This window comes from Ectopseudomonas composti (assembly GCF_001567565.1).
Taxonomy (GTDB): Bacteria; Pseudomonadota; Gammaproteobacteria; order Pseudomonadales; family Pseudomonadaceae; genus Aquipseudomonas; species Aquipseudomonas composti_A.
The window spans coordinates 36,061-51,466 of the sequence record NZ_LSSW01000028.1 but is presented as its reverse complement, the minus strand read 5'-3'; the positions used below and the strand labels follow the sequence as shown (position 1 = coordinate 51,466).

Sequence of the window (15,406 nt, the reverse complement as noted above, 5' to 3'; positions counted from 1 at the left end):
ACAGAGTCAATTGCGCTTTGCCAAGTGCCGCGTACAGTGACACAACTTTCGATTCGCCCGCAGGAGAGCTTCATGTCCGATCGTTATCTCGCTTTCGCCAACTCGCCCACCGGCCGGCGCCTGGTCGGTGCCCTCGGCCTGCCGGCGCCGGTGCGCCTGGAACGCTGGATGGCCGGCCGCGTCAGGCCGGTGGACGGCGCACTGCTGCTGGGCGGTGACGGCGATCTGCTCAAGGCCGTGCAGCCCTTCGCCGGCAAGCTCACCGACCAGTTGTTCGCCGCGCGCGACGGCCAGCTGGACCTGTCGCGCTGGACCGCCGAGCACGGCCCCAAGCTCAAGGCGCTGGTGTTCGACGCCAGTCAGCTGACCCGCTTCGAGCAGCTGATCGAGCTGCGCGATTTCTTCCAGCCCACCTTCAAGGGATTGGCCAACAGCCCGCGCGTAGTGGTGCTGGGCCGCGCACCCGAGTCTATCAAGGATCCGATAGCCGCCAGCGTGCAGCGCTCGCTGGAGGGTTTCACCCGCTCGCTGGGCAAGGAAATCCGTCGCGGCGGTAGCGTGCAGCTGCTCTATGTCGGCAAGGGCGGCGAGCAGCAGTTGGAAGGCGCGCTGCGCTTCTTCCTCTCACCGAAAAGCGCCTACGTTTCCGGCCAGGTGCTGCGCCTCGCCGCCTGCGGCGAACAGGTCAGGGACTGGACGCGCCCGCTGGCCGGCAAGAAGGCGCTGGTTACCGGCGCCTCGCGCGGCATCGGCGCTGCAATCGCCGAAGTACTCGCCCGGGACGGCGCCGAGGTGGTGCTGCTCGACGTGCCCCAGGCTGCCGATGCACTGCAGGCCCTGGCCGCACGCCTGGGCGGGCATCCAGTGACCCTGGACATCTGCGCCGAGGACGCGCCGCAACGCCTGGTCGAAGCCCTGCCCGATGGCCTCGATATCGTCGTGCACAACGCCGGCATCACCCGCGACAAGACCCTGGCGAAGATGAGCGATGTGTTCTGGAACTCGGTGATCGATGTCAACCTCAAGGCACCGCAGGTGCTGACCCAAGCGCTGCTGGACGCCGACAAGCTGCACGACAACGGCCGCGTGGTGCTGATCGCCTCGATCAGCGGCATCGCCGGCAATATGGGCCAGACCAACTACGCGGTGAGCAAGGCCGGCGTGATCGGCCTGGCTCAGGCCTGGGCACCGGCCCTGGCGAAAAAAGGCATCAGCATCAACGCGGTGGCCCCCGGCTTCATCGAAACCCAGATGACCGCCGCCATTCCGCTGGGCATCCGTGAAGCCGGACGCCGGATGAACTCGATGAGCCAAGGCGGCCTGCCGCAGGACGTCGCCGAGGCCGTGGCCTGGTTCGCCCAGCCGGGCTCTGGCGCGGTGACCGCACAGGTGCTGCGCGTGTGCGGGCAGAGTCTGCTGGGGGCCTGAGACAATGGCGCTGGTGGGCTTAGGCGGATCGCCGCCCGGCCCGCCCTACGGTACAGGCGAGTGACTATGTGTGGGAGGGGCTTCAGCCGCGACCGTCGCCGCTGAAGCGCCTCCCACAGGATGGCATCAACCCTTGCCGCGCTTGCGAAACTCCACCGGCGTTTCGCCAACCCAGCGTTTGAACGCACGGTAGAAAGTGCTCGGTTCGGAGAAGCCGGTGCGCTCGACGATCACCTCGATGCGCTCGTCGGTCTTGAGCAGCAGTTCCTTGGCCAGGCGGCAGCGGTAATCGGTGATCAGGTCGTTGAAGCGCACGCCGGCCATGGCCAGGCGCTCGCGCAGACGTCGCGGCGGCATGTTCAAACGCCCCGCCACCTGCTCCAGCGTGGCGCCACCATCGACCAGCAGCTCGGCAATCAGCTCTCGCACCTGGCGCACCAGGTCCAGCCTCTCCACTTCCGCCAGCTGCCGCCGCGCCAGCGACTCGTGCATGCGCAGCAATTCGGGGGCGGCGTGGCGCGAGGGCTTGTCCAGCACTGCGGCGTCGAACAGCAGCGCGCAATCCTCGGCGCCGAAGCGCACCGGGCAACCGTAAACCGCCAGGTAACGCTCTGCCGGTGCGCCCTCGGCATGCATGAAGCGCACTTCCCGCGGGCGGAAATCGTTTTCGGTCAGGGCCGCAAACAGACGGATCACCGCCCCTGCCAGCATCTCCGGGAAATGACGCGGCGTGTCGGCCTCCACGCCCAGCGTCAGCACGGCGGTATCGCCGTCCACGTCCAGGCGCGCGTTGAGGGTGTCGGAGAGCAAGCGCACGTAGCGCAGTGCATGGCGCAGGCCGACGCCAAAGGTTTCGCTGGAAAGAAACAGGTATTCCAGCAGCAGGCCATGGAAGGCTGGTAGGTGCTGAGCCAGGTACAGCCCGACATGTTGTTCGCCGCATTCTTCGCTGGCGGCCTTCCAGAATGCCGCCTGGGCCGCATGGGGAAAGCGACCAGCCGGTAGCCCGCCAGGAGGCAGGCCAACGCGCACCAGTACACGGTCAGGGTCGGTTCCGCTGGCACGCAGGGCATCGATTACCGGGCGCATCAGCGCCACATCGTCGGTCAGATCACGCATGATTCCTGCTGTTCTTCTTATTAGTGAGCGTTATTCGTGAACGGCGCCATCTTAGGGTCAGCGAGCCATCGCGCGCAAACCGCGTCGCAGACGGATTGGCTAGGCTGCGCGCACGTTGGGCAGAACAGCCAATGCCAGCGTGGGTCTGAGGGTTAAGCTGCTGTCATTCATTCGCCAAGGAGTTCGCCAATGGCCATCGACTGGCTCGATCTCGATACACCACCGGCTCTGCCCGGCCTGTTCCTGCGCGCAGCCCTGCGCCGCAAGGTGACTGGCCGCCAGCTGCCCAATATCGGCCTGCGCTGCCGTGTCGACGTGGACCCGAAGCACCTGGCGCGCTATCGCCAGGTCTGCGCCATTGCAGACAGTCCCTACCTGCCGCCGGTCTATCCACATGTGCTCGCCTTCGGCCTGCAGATGAAACTGCTCACCGACCGCCGCTTTCCGTTCCCGCTGCTGGGCCTGGTGCACCTGGAGAATCGTATCCGCGTGTTGCGCCCACTGGGTGGGCTGGGACCGTTTCAGATCAGCGTGCAGGTCACCGACCTGCAACCCCACGACAAGGGCGCCACGTTCAGCCTGATCACTCGCCTGGAGGATCAACTCGGCCTGCTCTGGGAAGGTGACAGTCGCATTCTCTGCCGCGCCCTGCATCTCGAAGGCCAGGCGCCGCTGCGGGCCGAAGAGCAGCCCCTTGAGCTGGCACCACTGACCAACTGGGCTGCCCCTGCCGACACGGGCCGGCGCTACGCGCGCGTGGCCGGCGACTACAACCCGATCCACCTCCATGCCATGACCGCACGCCTGTTTGGCTTCCCACGGGCAATCGCCCACGGTCTGTGGAACAAGGCGCGCAGCCTGGGGGCTCTGCACGCTCACCTGCCGCAAGCCGGCTACGAAGTACAGGTGCGCTTCCAGAAGCCCGTGCTGCTGCCCACCCACCTTGCCCTGCAAGCCAGCGAGCCTGGCGCCAGCGGCCAGTTCCGCCTGATCGGCAAAGGCGACACGCCGCATATGGCCGGTAGCTGGCAGCCGCTGGATAGCTGACCGCCACCTGTTGTAGGAGCGACTGGGCGGCATTCCGCTTCAGTCGCGATGAATTTCGCCGCTCAAGCCGCTCCTACAAGGCGATAAAGGCGCCGGGCAGCTTGCAGCGCGCGCCGTTCGCGTCGAAGCTATGCGGCTCGAACGGAGCCGCATCATGAACCTCGCTGAACTCACCGCCCGCATGCACGCCATTCGCGATCACAACGATTGGCGCCGTTACCAGAGCCCGAAGAACCTGGCCATGGCCGCCAGCGTGGAAATGGCCGAGCTGGTGGAAATCTTCCAGTGGCTGAGCGAAGAGCAGTCGCGCCAGCTACCTGCCGACCAGCTCACCCATGCCGGCCAGGAAGTGGCCGACGTGGTGCTCTATCTGCTGCAACTGTGCAGCGAGCTGGGCCTCGACATGAACCAGGTCGTGCTCGACAAACTCGCCGACAACGAACGGCGCTTCCTCAAATGAGCGACCGCCACTTCGACGAACTCGCCACCCGCTTCGCCGAGAAGATCTACGGCGGCGCCAAGGGTGCCATCCGCCTCGCCGTGCTGCAGGCCGACCTGGCTGAAACGCTGCCGGATCGTCCGCTGCGCGTGCTGGATGTCGGTGCCGGCCTTGGCCACATGAGCCTGTGGCTGGCCCAGCGCGGTCATCAGGTCACCCTCGCCGAGCCCGCCGAACCCATGCTCGCCGGAGCACGCCAGCGCTTCGCCGAGGCCGGCCAGCACGCCACCTTCATCCAGGCGCCCTGGCAGGACCTGCTCGGCCAACTGCCGGAGCCCTTCGATCTGGTGCTATGCCACGCCGTGCTGGAGTGGCTGGCCGAGCCGGCAGCGATCCTGCCAGTGCTGCATCAGTTGACGGCCAGGGACGGCTGGCTGTCGCTGGCCTTCTACAACAAGGATGCGCTGATCTACCGCAACCTGCTCAAGGGGCATTTCCGCAAGCTGCGCAAGGAGCGTTTCGCCGGCGAAGGCCAGAGTCTGACCCCGCAACAGCCGCTCGACCCACACGAGCTGGACACGCAACTCGCCGCCAACTGGCAGGTCGAAAGCCGTAGCGGCGTGCGCGTATTCCACGACTACATGCCGCCGGAATTCCAGGCCAAGGCCGAGCTGATCGACCTGCTGGAAATGGAGCTGGCGTACCGTCGCCACCCAAACTTCGCCGGCCTGGGCCGCTACCTGCACTGGATCTGCCGGCCGACCTGAGCGCATTGGACGAAGCCGGCGGGCCAGCGTAGCCTGAAGCGATCGGGGATGCCGCGCGCGACCAAGGAGACGACCATGCGCACCGCCATAGCCATACTCATCCTGCCGCTGCTAGCCGCCTGCCAGAGCCAGAATCCGTACCAGGCCGAATCCCTGCCGATGCCAGCTGCACCGCCGGGGGCGGCGACGACCTTCGATCGCAGCGCCTACCCGGCAGCGCCGCGCGATTACGGCCGTTACCGCAGCTGGAGCTGGCTCGATGGCCGCGCACCAGGCGCTGATCAGCTGGCCGACAGCGTCAGCGCCGGCCTCGACCAATACGGCCTGCGCCCTGCACTCAATGGCCCTGGCGACGTGCTGGTCAGCGCCCGCATCAGCCAGGAAACCCGTTTGCGCCAATACCAGGACAACGTCGGCGGCTACTACGGCACCGGCAGCCACTGGGATCGCAGCTACGGCGCCTACGGCAGCGTACCCATCGTGCGCACCTACGAACAGAAAGTGGCCGTGGTGCGCATCGAACTGATCGACCCACGCGACCGCCAGGTGGTCTGGTCAGGTAGCGGCGAAGCCGTGGCCGGCAAGGACCAGGCGGCACAGGCCGACGCCATGCGTGCGGCCATCCGCAGCGCACTGGACGGCTACCCACCCTATTGATCGCAAGCCTTGGAGAGCACCATGCGTAACCTGTCCTACCTGATCGTGGCGCTGCTCCTGAGTGGCTGCGCCAGCGTCAGCCTGGAGCGCGACTTCGACCCCAGCCGCGACTTCGGTGCCTACCGCAGCTGGAGCTGGATGGACGCCAAGCTGCTCTACCAACCAGACGACATACGCCTGAAGAGCGACATCACCGAAACGCGCATCAGCCAGGCCGTCGCCGAACAACTCGAACAGCGCGGCCTGCGCCAGGCAGCCGACGGCCAGGGCGACCTGAAAGTGCAGAGCGTGCTGATCGTCGACGAGCGCCAGGATCAGATCACCACTCAATACGGCGGTGGCTGGGGTGGCTATTGGGGCGGTTACTGGGGCGGCCCGGCCTTCACCGAAACGCGCCGCGTGGACTACAAGGTCGCCACCTTGCAGATCGATCTGTACGACGCCAAGGACGGCAAGCTGGTGTGGCGCGGCAGTGGTGAACAGATCATGCGCGCTCAGCCGCCCACACCGGCCGAGCGTGAACGAGCGATCCGCGAAACCGTCACCCAGGTGCTCTCGCAATATCCACCGCGCTGAACAAGGACCACTCGGCTTGAACGCAAACCTGCAACACCGCCCGGCCACCGCTGCCGACCTCGGCGACGTGGTCGGCTTCCCGCAGAACCTCGATGAGCTGTTCTTCTGCTACCCCAAGGCCATCTGGCCGCTCGACGTCGGCCAGCTTGCTGCCGCCATCGCCGAGCGACGCGAGAGCACCGTAGTGGAGCTGGATGGGCAAGTCGCCGGCTTCGCCAATTTCTACCAATGGCAGCACGGCGAGTTCTGCGCCCTGGGCAACCTCATGGTGGCGCCCTGGGCACGTAGCCAGGGCGTGGCGCGATACCTGGTGGAAGTGATGGAGCGGACCGCTCGCGAGCGCTACAAGGCGCCGCTGATGAAGGTGTCCTGCTTCAACGCCAACGCCGGCGGCCTACTGCTCTACACGCGCATGGGCTACCACACCGTTGGCATCGCCGAACGCCGCGCCCCGGATGGCAGCCGCGTTGCACTGGTGCAAATGGAAAAGCCGCTGCACGCAGCAGCATAGGACGCTCGCCGAGGCGACCCGACTGACAGTCGTTAGTACGACTCGACAGCCACCGGCATCGACTTGAGCCAGCCTCGCAGGCTGAAAAACACCGAGCGAGTACCTCCCAGTGCAAGCAGGCGGCCGCGCTCGACATGCCGCGTCGCGCCAAGCTGATAGCGCAGGGTCTGCTCCTGGCTGGCAACCCCGGAGAATCTGTTCGTGCGCCAGTCGCTGGCCAGCAGCGCGGCGCAGTCACCCACGCCAGCGTTGGCAGCGGCATGCAAGCGGGTCGCGCCCTGCTCCAGCCAGCGGCTCGAACAATCCTCGCATTGCTCGGGTTCGGCAAACGATTCGATGCGCCCGGCATACAGGACTTTCGGACCGTGCGTCACACGTGCCTCGCAGACCAAACGCAGCACCTGCATACCCTCACTGAAGCGCAAGCGCGGAGTGATTCGCAGGTTGAGGTCGGCAGTCGTGGCCGGCGCATAGCCTTGTTCGGCTAAAACCCGGCTGTAGGCCGCTCGGTAATAGTCTGCCCAGTCATGATCGCCAAGAGCCTGATTGACCGGCTCGATCTGGCGCCTGGCAGAAAGCCGAGCGTCTCGCTCGACACCCGATTGCGACAGGTTAGCCAGCAACATCGAACCGATCACCGTTCCCATGACGGCAGCGCCACCCCCTCCGGTACCGGAGTTGGCCACTCCCTGCATGGTACTGCTGAGGTGCCTGGAGGTTTGCTGTCCAGCTTCGGACAAGCGTGCGCCATCGACCGCGACATCCGCATTCAACCAACCATCGTCAGGGGCCTCGATGATCAGCTGAAAGCCCTGCGCCAGCTGCGCCTCCAGCGTATCGCTGCGCACAGGAGCCAGGTTCGGATCAGTCGCACACCCTGACAGCGCAAGCCCCAGCAGAGCGGCACCGACCAGCCCAGGGCGCACGATCAGTTACTGGATAGCTGCTGCGCATCGAAAGGCAGCAGGATCTTTTGCTCAACTTCGTCCAGCGCCTTGTAGAACGCGTTGGTCAGATTGGGGTATTCAGGCGATTCATCCCATTCGCCTTCCGCGGCACGGCTCACAGCCGAGGGCTGGAAGTAGACCAGGCGATTGTCATCCAGGTCGACAATGGTGGTGACCATCGTTACCAGGGAAACCGGGTCACTGGTAGGAATCATGCCGTAATAGCTGCGCGTCGTACCGTTAACGCCAACCATGAGCAACACCACTTTATCGATCCCCTCCTGGGCCTTGAGCGGCGTCATGTCGAGGTCGGCGTACCCCAGCTTGCGTTGGGCCTTCTTGAAGTCCTTGAAGTCATAGGGCTTGTCCAACAGCTTGACGCTGTAGCCCTGAGCCTGCAGGCGCTCGGCGACCTTCTGCTGCAAGCCCCACAGGCTGGTGGAGTCCCAGCTCTCGACCTTCTTGGTCAGCCCCGAAGCCATGCCTTTGTTGACTGCGATGTCCAGCAGGCCCTGCTGCCCGGTCATCTGAACCGAAGGGGCGGGAATCTCGGTAATGGCGATGCCGATGCGATCCTGCTTCTCAGCCCAGAAAGCTTGGTCCATGGCAACCGGCGGCTGAGGCGTTGCACAACCAGTCAACGCTGCCAGAGCAATGAATACAAGCGCCAGACCGGCACGAATTCCTTTCATGGTGTTCTTCCTTGTTTATGTAGATGAGCCTGGCGCGACGAGCCAGAGACAGGCGCGCAAGAGTAATACCACTTAGCCACCATGCAAAGTGGGTACAGCATGTCCGAGCGGGTCGGCTTCCAGATACGTGCGGCAGTCGCCAATTATGCGCAATGGAAATGCACAGCGACCGGGCACCCAGCCTCGTGCAAATGCGCATGAGCTGCATCCCGAAGGCGCGCGCCGCATAATTGCGCCTTTGTGTAACTCTAGGAGCGTCCCATGAATCAAGTCAGCGGCTGGCTACTGGCCCTGCCCTTTCTCGCCGGCGCGGTGCTGCCTCTGCAGGCTGGTATCAATGGCCAGCTTGCCCGTCACCTTTCCAGTGTCTTCGCCGCTGCGCTGATCTCCTTTATCGTCGGCAGCCTGGCGTTGCTGCTGATGACCCTGAGCCAACGCGAGATGCCGGGGCTTGGCGCGCTCCGGGAGCTGACCTGGTGGCACTGGAGCGGAGGCCTGCTCGGCGCCTTCTTCATCGCCACGGCAGCCTTCGCCGGGCCACGCGTGGGCGCGCTGCTGTTCATGGTGCTGGTGATCGCCGGACAGCTGGCCATGGCCATCACCCTCGATCATTTCGGCTGGGCGGGCTTTCGCGAATCCCCCATCACCTTCGGCAAGGTGACAGGCCTGCTGCTGATCGTGGCCGGTATCTGGCTGATTCGCCGCGGCTGACGGGCGGCCGTAAATACTGGCAGATGGACACTCTTGCGCTCACGAAAGACGCTATGCTCGCAACATGCTGTTTCTGTGATCACAAAAAAGCCTCCTGGAGAAGGCTCTGACGTCACCTGCGAGGGCCCGGAGGTGGCTGCCTGCGGTGGCAGGCCGAAAAATGATGACCGACGCCGAAGTACCGCGCCAACCCAACACCTTCGCCTTGTGGCGAGAAGTGGATGACACCCGCATCCGCACCCGCCTGGGAGGCATCTTCTACCTGCTGGCCTGGCTGCTGACCTGGGTCTTCAGTACAGAGCCTGGCAGCCTGATGCTCGTCGGGCTGCTGGGCAGCATCCTGTTCGCCGGCCTGATGGCGGCGCGTTTGCTGCACCGCCCCGATGGCATCGACAGTCCCGAGCAGTTGCAGCGTTGGCTCGACCGCCACTGGGGCCTGATCCTGCTGACCTCATTGTGCTGGGGCCAGGCCCACGCGCTGGCGTTATACAGCGACGCCTACACCGGCTCGCAGATGATCGCCACCCTGGCCACGGTGGCCTTCGCCACGGCGATGACCTTCAACTTCGCCATGCGCCGGGGCCGTGCCCTGCTGGCGCTGGCCCTGCTCTATCTGCCAGGCCTGGCAGTGATGGCGCTGCACTGGCAACAGATGCACGCAATGCTGATCACCCTGACCTTCTACCTCGGCTATCTGGTTCTGGTACTGGGTCGCAATCATCGCGAATACCGCGCCACGCTGAATCTGGAGCTGAAGCTGCTGGAGCAGCAAAGCCAGCTGGACCTGCTCAGCCGCACCGATAGCCTGACCCAACTGGGCAATCGCTATCAGTTCAACAACCTGTTCCCCAGCCTGGTGGCCAATGCTGTGCGCCAGGGTGAGCCGCTGGCGCTGGTACTGATGGATATCGACTTCTTCAAGCAGGTCAACGATGAACACGGCCATACCGCTGGTGACCTGTGCCTGAGCGCCTTCGCCGAGCAGATGCGCAAGGTGTTTCGCCGCGATGGCGATGCCCTGCTCCGCCTGGGAGGCGAGGAGTTCGGCGTACTGCTACCAGGCACCACACTGGCCCAGGCCTGGGATCTGGCTGAGCATTTCCGCCAGGTGCTGGAAACCGAAGGACTGCTGCTGGCCGGTCAGCGCCTGGAGCTGACCACCAGCCTGGGCGTCGGCTGCTTCAGCAGTCGTCACGATGACGACGCCGACGCCTTCTTCAAGCGCGTGGATGGTGCGCTCTACCGCGCCAAACGCGAGGGCCGCAACCGCCTGGTTGCGGCCGATCACTGAAGCGCGGCGGCTTCAAGATCATGTTCGGGCTATGGCCAGTCGGCGGCGATAAACGCTGCGCGTAACCCAGGCGGCCCCGCGAACAAGAGCCATCACGACTAGAGACGGAACTTGCCCATCTGCCCGGTCAGGTCATCGGCCAGGCGGCTGAGCGTCTGGCAATCCTCACGGCAGGCGCGCACCTCGCCGGCGGTGGCGTGGGCCAGATCGGCGATGCCCTGCACGTTGCGGTTGATCTCCTCGGTGACCGAACTCTGCTCTTCGGTCGCTGCAGCCACCTGGGTGTTCATGTCACTGATGCGCTCGACCTGCTCGGTGATGGCGCCGAGCGACTGCCCGGTACGCTGGCTGGACTCGACGCCGGTACCGGTAGCCGACTGGCCGGCATGCATGGAGCTGACGGCCGTTTCCGCGCCCTGCTTGAGGCGTTGAATCATCTGCTGGATCTCGTCGGTCGACGCCTGGGTACGACTGGCCAGGGTGCGCACCTCATCGGCGACCACGGCAAATCCGCGGCCCATTTCCCCAGCGCGTGCAGCCTCGATGGCGGCATTCAGTGCCAGCAGATTGGTCTGCTCGGAGATACCACGAATCACCGCCAGCACCTGATCGATGGACGCGACCTGCTCGGCCAGCTCGCTTACCGCGCCCGCCGCACTGCCAATGTCGGCAGACATCTGCTCGATATGGGCGATGGACTGGCCCACCACCTGACGCGCCGTCTGCGCCTCATCACGCGCGCTGTGCGATGACTGCGCTGCATTGCTGGCGTTGCGTGCGATCTCCTGAACGGTCAGGCCCATCTCGTGCACGGCAGTGGCCACCATATCGGTCATTTCCTGCTGCTGAACAGCACGGCCTGCGGTGTTCTCCACCACCTGCGCCACCTGGCTGACCGCCGTGCGCAGACGCTCGCTGGTGGCCAATACATCGCCGATCAGCTCGCGCTGACTGCCGAGAAAACGGTTGAAACCCCGCGCCAGGTCGCCCAACTCGTCGGCTCGCGACTCATCCAGGCGCCGCGTCAGGTCACCACCGCCGCCACCGATTTCCACCAGTGCCTGGGTCACCTGACGAATCGGCCGCACCAACCCACGCGCCAGCAGCACCACCAGGCCGAGGAACAACAGCGCCACCGCGACGCCGATCAGGCTGGTCATCAGCAGCGCCTGGCGCGCCTCGGCGTAGACTTCGGCCTCGGGTACTTCGCTGACCAACAACCAGTCGATGCTGGCGAACTTCTGCGCCACCGCGAGAAAGGTTTCGCCGTTGCGCTCGAAGCGCACCGCCCGGCTGTCGCCCGAAAGCACCTGGCGGCTGGCGTCGGCGCCAAAGAGTTCGGCGAGCTTGCCGCTGCCGCTCAGTTCCGAGCGCGGATGGACCTTGACGTTGCCCTGGCTGTCGATAAGAAATACCTGGCCGCGCTCGCCGAAACGGAACTCGCTGATCATCTTCGACATATCCGCCAGGCTGTAGCCGAGCCCGGCCACACCGAGGGTCTTGCCGCCCTGCTTGATCCGTTGGTTGATGAACAGCGTGGGTAGCCGGGTGGTCTTGTCGATGTCGATTTCCAGCACCCGGTCGCGGTCGCTGTCGACCAGCCGATAGAACCACTGGTTTTCTGCCTGGCTGCGGTCGAGGGTGCGCATCAGCCCTTCGCCGGTGGTGTAGTTGCCGCTGGCCAGGGCGACGATGGAGGTGGTCATGGCGTTCTGCTGAGCGCGCACGCCTTCCAGATAGCGCGCGAACTCGTCACGCCGGGAAGCATCCTCGCCGGCAGCCAACCAGTCCTGCACCAGGCTGTTCTCGGCAATCGAGGCGTTAGCGGTGATGGGCGCAGTCAGCACCCGTTCCAGATCGTTACGAATCGCCAGCACGCGCGCCGGCAGCGCTTCCTCGATCAGGTAACGCTCGGTCAGGCGATTGACCACCGCCGAGTAGATACCGACGACGATCAGAATGCTGGCCAGCAGGGCTGCACCCATGCTGAGGATCAATTGCCACTGAATACTGCGTTGCCAGAGGCGCATGGGGGCTTCTCCCGCTGGAGGTTTAAAATTGGCCAGGCAATTGGATACAAAAATGTACACAAATTGCAAATCTGTTACCGCCAGATTTCATATCGGCGATTCAGGGCCAAGCTTTATTCCCTGCAGCGAGGAATATTCGCAGCCATGCTCATGCGCTCAGGCCAGAGCGGCCGCGGCTTGCAGATGGATGAGCGAGTGGCCTCAGGGCCCTACGCTGAATTCCAGACGAGCGGTCTGCCCACCTTCATCGAGCACGCTCAGTTGATGCCTGCCGCTGTCGAACGCCTGGGTGAAGGGAGCATCCAGCGCACTCTCGCCCAAAGGCTGGCCATCGAGAAACCACCAGCGCCGACCGCTGCCGCCCAGGGCCGAAAGACTCAGCCGTAGCGGTTCATGATTGCCTTGCGGGCGGCGCAGGCGATCACCGTCGCGTACACCGACGATGGACAGCGGTGCCACCTGACTGCTGCGCGGTGGCGGGCAGCGTGGATCGATGCTCGGCAAACGCGCAGCACGCTGCTCTCGACGGGGCAGCCAGGGCTCCAGCGGCGCCGGCCACAACGCCAGCTCGCGCACTTCGGCACCGACACAGTCCGGGCCGACGCGGCGCCCTTCGCCATTGACCCAATAACGCTCGCGCAAGCCGCTACCCAACGGCTGATCAGCCGCCAGCAGCGTGGGCGGCGTGGTGCCTTCGAGCGTCCAGGCGAAGCGCAGGCGCCGGCAGTTGGGATCATCCTTGCTCATCGGCTGCCCCAAAGGCCAACAGATGGCGGCCACGCCCACCTCGGGCGGCTGCGGATCGGCCGGCACAGCGATACCGCGCTGACTGTCGCGATTGACCAGCAGATCATGCACCTGCAGCAACAGCGGCGCGGCCGACGCCAGGCCGAACTGGCCGGGCACCGGAGTGCCGTCCGGGCGACCGATCCAGATACCGATCAGGTGACGCGGGCCGACGCCGATGGCCCAGGCATCACGAAAGCCGTAGCTGGTGCCGGTCTTCCAGGCCAGGGTCGGACGCTGCGCCAGGTAGGCGCGTGGGTCACGATCAGGGCGCGCCTGACCGCTGAGGATGCGCCTGATGATCCACGCCGAACCGGGCGACAGCAGGCGCCGCTCGCGCAGCTCATCACTCGGCCGCAGGCGCGGCTTGGCCGCCATGCCGCCGCGCGCGAATACGCTGTAGCCCGCTACCAGCGATTCCAGACGCGAGCCGCCGCCGCCCAGAATCAGCGCCAGGTTCGGCTCGGCCAGCGCCGGCAGGCGAATCGGCACACCGGCACTGCGCAGTTCACCGGCAAAGCGCTTCGGCCCGTAGGCCTCGAGCAGTTGCACGGCAGGCAGGTTCAGCGAAGTGGCCAGCGCCTCGCTGGCCGACACCGGGCCGATGAAGCCGGCGGCGAAATTGCCGGGACGGTAATCGCCGTAGTGCCGTGGCACGTCCTGCAGCAGCGATTCGGAATGGATCAGCCCGGCATCCAGGGCCATGCCGTAGAGGAAGGGCTTGAGCGTCGAGCCGGGCGAACGCAGGGCGCGCACCATGTCGACATGCCCGAAGCGCGCGGTGTCGGCGATATCCACCGAGCCGAGGTAGGCTCGCACGGCCATGCTCGGGTGCTCGACCACCAGGATTGCCGCCGAGGTGCGCTCCGGCAGGCGTGCCCGCCAGCCCAGCAGCAAGTCTTCCAGGCGCTGCTGCAAACCGGCATCGAGAGTGGTGCGGATCAGTGGCGGACTGCCGGGGCGGTTCAGACGGCGCGCCAACAACGGCGCCAGGCTTGGCTCACGGCGCGGAGCGAGAAACACCGGCTCCTCCAGCGCCTCGTCCACCTGGGCCTGCGGCCACACCTGAAATTCCCCCAGGCGACGCAGCACCTTGTCGCGCGCGGCCTGGGCGCGCTCGGGATGACGGTCCGGACGCAAGCGGCTGGGCGCCTGCGGCAGCACCGCGAGCAGCGCGGCATCGGCACGGGTCAGCTGGCTCGGCGGCTTGCCCAGATAACTCCAGCTGGCGGCTGCCACGCCCTGCAGAGTGCCCCCGAAGGGCGCACGGTTGAGGTACAGGGTGAGAATTTCGTCCTTGGACAGATGCCACTCCAGCTGCGCGGTGCGCCACAGCTGCTTGAGCTTGCCGGGCAGGTCACGCCCATGCGGATCGAGCAGACGCGCCACCTGCATCGACAGCGTACTGCCGCCGGACACCACGCGCCCACCGCTAAGGTTTTGCCAGGCGGCACGGGCCAGCGACAGCGGGTTGACCCCGGGGTGCTGGCGGAACCAGCGATCCTCGTAGGTCAGCAGCGCTTCCAGGTAATAGGGCGAAACCTCTTCGGGGGTCACCGGGTAGCGCCAGACACCGTCACGATCAGCGAAACGCCACAGCGGCGTACCGTCCTCGGCCAGCACCACGCGAGCCAGGTCGTCCTCGGGCAGCGGCAGTGGGAAGAGGCGGTCGGCTAGCCAGAGCAGGGCAAGCGGTACGCAGGCGACGATAAGCCAACGACGTAAGCGGTTAAATCGCATGGTCAGAACAAGCCCCTGGATTGCATCCGGGCTACGCAGGACCTGTAGCCCGGATGCAATCCGGGGAATTCCTCACTCACCGGCATCTGCGATCTCGGCAGCGCCCGCCCAATCAACCGGAAGCAACCCTCGACGCACATAGTGATGAAAGCTGGAAAACGGCCAATCCTGCGCACGCGCGACCAGGCCGTGCTTGACCGGGTTGATATGAATGTAATCCAGATGATTGCGGTAATCCTGCTCATCACGAATCAGATGCTCCCAGAATCGTCGCTGCCAGATGTTAGCCTCACCTTTGGCGTTGGTACGCACTTCGCTGCCAACCTGCTGGCGTAGCGCTCCCACGAACGAGGCCTTGAGCATACGGATTCGCGCAGAGAAATCGGCGTCATCAGGTGGTAGCAACATAAGCATGTGCAGGTGGTCTGGCAGCACCACCAACGCAGGTACGCGAAAAGGCAATCGAACCTGCGTATCCTGCAAACATCGACGTAAAAGCGCCGCGCCTTTGAACAGCAGATCACTACGTCTGTCTTGCAGGGTCAGCGTCAAGAAGTAACAGCCGCCGGCTACCTTGGCTCTGCGGTATTTCACCATTCGGCACCTCCTTGTGCTCGAAAATCCCCGGATTGCATCCGGGCTACGCGATCTGTAGCCCGGATGCA

15 protein-coding genes are annotated in these 15,406 nt (G+C 65.1%); 9 read left to right on the top strand and 6 right to left on the bottom strand.

The window, feature by feature from the left end:
- The first annotated feature begins 72 nt into the window (after positions 1 to 72).
- Entirely contained in the window at positions 73 to 1,428 is a 1,356-nt protein-coding gene (locus tag PCLY_RS15045; protein ID WP_061240453.1) for a 3-oxoacyl-ACP reductase, read from the top strand.
- A gap of 126 nt (positions 1,429 to 1,554) precedes the next feature.
- Here PCLY_RS15045 and PCLY_RS15040 read toward each other — a convergent pair whose 3' ends face one another.
- Complete coding sequence (locus PCLY_RS15040) at positions 1,555 to 2,547, bottom strand: AraC family transcriptional regulator (RefSeq protein WP_061240452.1); 993 nt, start codon at positions 2,545 to 2,547, stop codon at positions 1,555 to 1,557.
- Positions 2,548 to 2,736: 189 nt separating this feature from the next.
- Between PCLY_RS15040 and PCLY_RS15035 the strand changes: the two genes are divergently transcribed.
- From PCLY_RS15035 to PCLY_RS15010, 6 genes are all read left to right on the top strand, one after another.
- Positions 2,737 to 3,594, top strand: coding sequence for a MaoC family dehydratase (locus PCLY_RS15035; protein ID WP_061240451.1), 858 nt, complete (start codon positions 2,737 to 2,739; stop codon positions 3,592 to 3,594).
- 154 nt (positions 3,595 to 3,748) lie between these two features.
- Positions 3,749 to 4,054, top strand: coding sequence for a nucleotide pyrophosphohydrolase (locus tag PCLY_RS15030; RefSeq protein ID WP_061240450.1), 306 nt, complete (start codon positions 3,749 to 3,751; stop codon positions 4,052 to 4,054).
- Positions 4,051 to 4,800: a methyltransferase domain-containing protein gene (locus tag PCLY_RS15025; protein ID WP_061240449.1), complete on the top strand. Its 750-nt coding sequence runs from the start codon at positions 4,051 to 4,053 to the stop codon at positions 4,798 to 4,800. Before PCLY_RS15030 ends, PCLY_RS15025 begins: the two co-directional genes overlap by 4 nt.
- 75 nt (positions 4,801 to 4,875) lie before the next feature.
- Positions 4,876 to 5,457, top strand: a complete 582-nt coding sequence (locus PCLY_RS15020) for a DUF4136 domain-containing protein (protein WP_061240448.1) — start codon at positions 4,876 to 4,878, stop codon at positions 5,455 to 5,457.
- Positions 5,458 to 5,478: 21 nt separating this feature from the next.
- On the top strand, positions 5,479 to 6,033 hold the full coding sequence (locus PCLY_RS15015) for a DUF4136 domain-containing protein (protein ID WP_061240447.1): 555 nt from the start codon (positions 5,479 to 5,481) through the stop codon (positions 6,031 to 6,033).
- Positions 6,034 to 6,049: 16 nt separating this feature from the next.
- Positions 6,050 to 6,544 (top strand): GNAT family N-acetyltransferase, encoded by a 495-nt coding sequence (locus PCLY_RS15010; protein ID WP_061240446.1) that lies wholly within the window; start codon positions 6,050 to 6,052, stop codon positions 6,542 to 6,544.
- 32 nt (positions 6,545 to 6,576) lie between these two features.
- Here PCLY_RS15010 and PCLY_RS15005 read toward each other — a convergent pair whose 3' ends face one another.
- Together PCLY_RS15005 and PCLY_RS15000 are read right to left on the bottom strand one after the other, a co-directional pair.
- Entirely contained in the window at positions 6,577 to 7,470 is an 894-nt protein-coding gene (locus tag PCLY_RS15005; protein WP_156458607.1) for a hypothetical protein, read from the bottom strand.
- A gap of 2 nt (positions 7,471 to 7,472) precedes the next feature.
- Positions 7,473 to 8,183, bottom strand: coding sequence for a hypothetical protein (locus PCLY_RS15000; protein ID WP_061240444.1), 711 nt, complete (start codon positions 8,181 to 8,183; stop codon positions 7,473 to 7,475).
- A gap of 261 nt (positions 8,184 to 8,444) precedes the next feature.
- Between PCLY_RS15000 and PCLY_RS14995 the strand changes: the two genes are divergently transcribed.
- Both PCLY_RS14995 and PCLY_RS14990 read left to right on the top strand, forming a co-directional pair.
- A complete protein-coding gene (locus PCLY_RS14995; protein ID WP_061240443.1) occupies positions 8,445 to 8,894 on the top strand; it encodes a DMT family transporter in 450 nt (149 codons plus the stop codon).
- 163 nt (positions 8,895 to 9,057) lie between these two features.
- Entirely contained in the window at positions 9,058 to 10,185 is a 1,128-nt protein-coding gene (locus PCLY_RS14990; protein WP_061240697.1) for a GGDEF domain-containing protein, read from the top strand.
- Positions 10,186 to 10,283: 98 nt separating this feature from the next.
- On the opposite strand, the gene PCLY_RS14985 is transcribed toward PCLY_RS14990, so the two are convergent.
- The 3 genes from PCLY_RS14985 to PCLY_RS14975 all read right to left on the bottom strand — a co-directional run bounded on the left by PCLY_RS14985 (position 10,284) and on the right by PCLY_RS14975 (position 15,338).
- Positions 10,284 to 12,215 (bottom strand): methyl-accepting chemotaxis protein, encoded by a 1,932-nt coding sequence (locus tag PCLY_RS14985; RefSeq protein WP_061240442.1) that lies wholly within the window; start codon positions 12,213 to 12,215, stop codon positions 10,284 to 10,286.
- Between the two features lie 201 nt (positions 12,216 to 12,416).
- Positions 12,417 to 14,741 (bottom strand): peptidoglycan glycosyltransferase PbpC, encoded by a 2,325-nt coding sequence (gene pbpC, locus PCLY_RS14980; RefSeq protein ID WP_061240441.1) that lies wholly within the window; start codon positions 14,739 to 14,741, stop codon positions 12,417 to 12,419.
- 72 nt (positions 14,742 to 14,813) lie between these two features.
- Positions 14,814 to 15,338, bottom strand: a complete 525-nt coding sequence (locus PCLY_RS14975) for an REP-associated tyrosine transposase (protein WP_061240440.1) — start codon at positions 15,336 to 15,338, stop codon at positions 14,814 to 14,816.
- Between the last annotated feature and the right edge of the window lie 68 nt (positions 15,339 to 15,406).

Bases quoted from the DNA above. Each gene is read 5' to 3' on its own strand.
- PCLY_RS14985 (WP_061240442.1), bottom strand. From the start codon at position 12,215: ATGCGCCTCTGGCAACGCAGTATTCAGTGGCAATTGATCCTCAGCATG.
- PCLY_RS15035 (WP_061240451.1), top strand. From the start codon at position 2,737: ATGGCCATCGACTGGCTCGATCTCGATACACCACCGGCTCTGCCCGGC.
- PCLY_RS15045 (WP_061240453.1), top strand. From the start codon at position 73: ATGTCCGATCGTTATCTCGCTTTCGCCAACTCGCCCACCGGCCGGCGC.
- PCLY_RS14990 (WP_061240697.1), top strand. From the start codon at position 9,058: ATGACCGACGCCGAAGTACCGCGCCAACCCAACACCTTCGCCTTGTGG.
- PCLY_RS15040 (WP_061240452.1), bottom strand. From the start codon at position 2,547: ATGCGTGATCTGACCGACGATGTGGCGCTGATGCGCCCGGTAATCGAT.
- PCLY_RS15015 (WP_061240447.1), top strand. From the start codon at position 5,479: ATGCGTAACCTGTCCTACCTGATCGTGGCGCTGCTCCTGAGTGGCTGC.
- PCLY_RS14975 (WP_061240440.1), bottom strand. From the start codon at position 15,338: ATGGTGAAATACCGCAGAGCCAAGGTAGCCGGCGGCTGTTACTTCTTG.
- PCLY_RS15020 (WP_061240448.1), top strand. From the start codon at position 4,876: ATGCGCACCGCCATAGCCATACTCATCCTGCCGCTGCTAGCCGCCTGC.
- PCLY_RS14995 (WP_061240443.1), top strand. From the start codon at position 8,445: ATGAATCAAGTCAGCGGCTGGCTACTGGCCCTGCCCTTTCTCGCCGGC.
- PCLY_RS15000 (WP_061240444.1), bottom strand. From the start codon at position 8,183: ATGAAAGGAATTCGTGCCGGTCTGGCGCTTGTATTCATTGCTCTGGCA.
- PCLY_RS15025 (WP_061240449.1), top strand. From the start codon at position 4,051: ATGAGCGACCGCCACTTCGACGAACTCGCCACCCGCTTCGCCGAGAAG.
- pbpC (WP_061240441.1), bottom strand. From the start codon at position 14,741: ATGCGATTTAACCGCTTACGTCGTTGGCTTATCGTCGCCTGCGTACCG.
- PCLY_RS15030 (WP_061240450.1), top strand. From the start codon at position 3,749: ATGAACCTCGCTGAACTCACCGCCCGCATGCACGCCATTCGCGATCAC.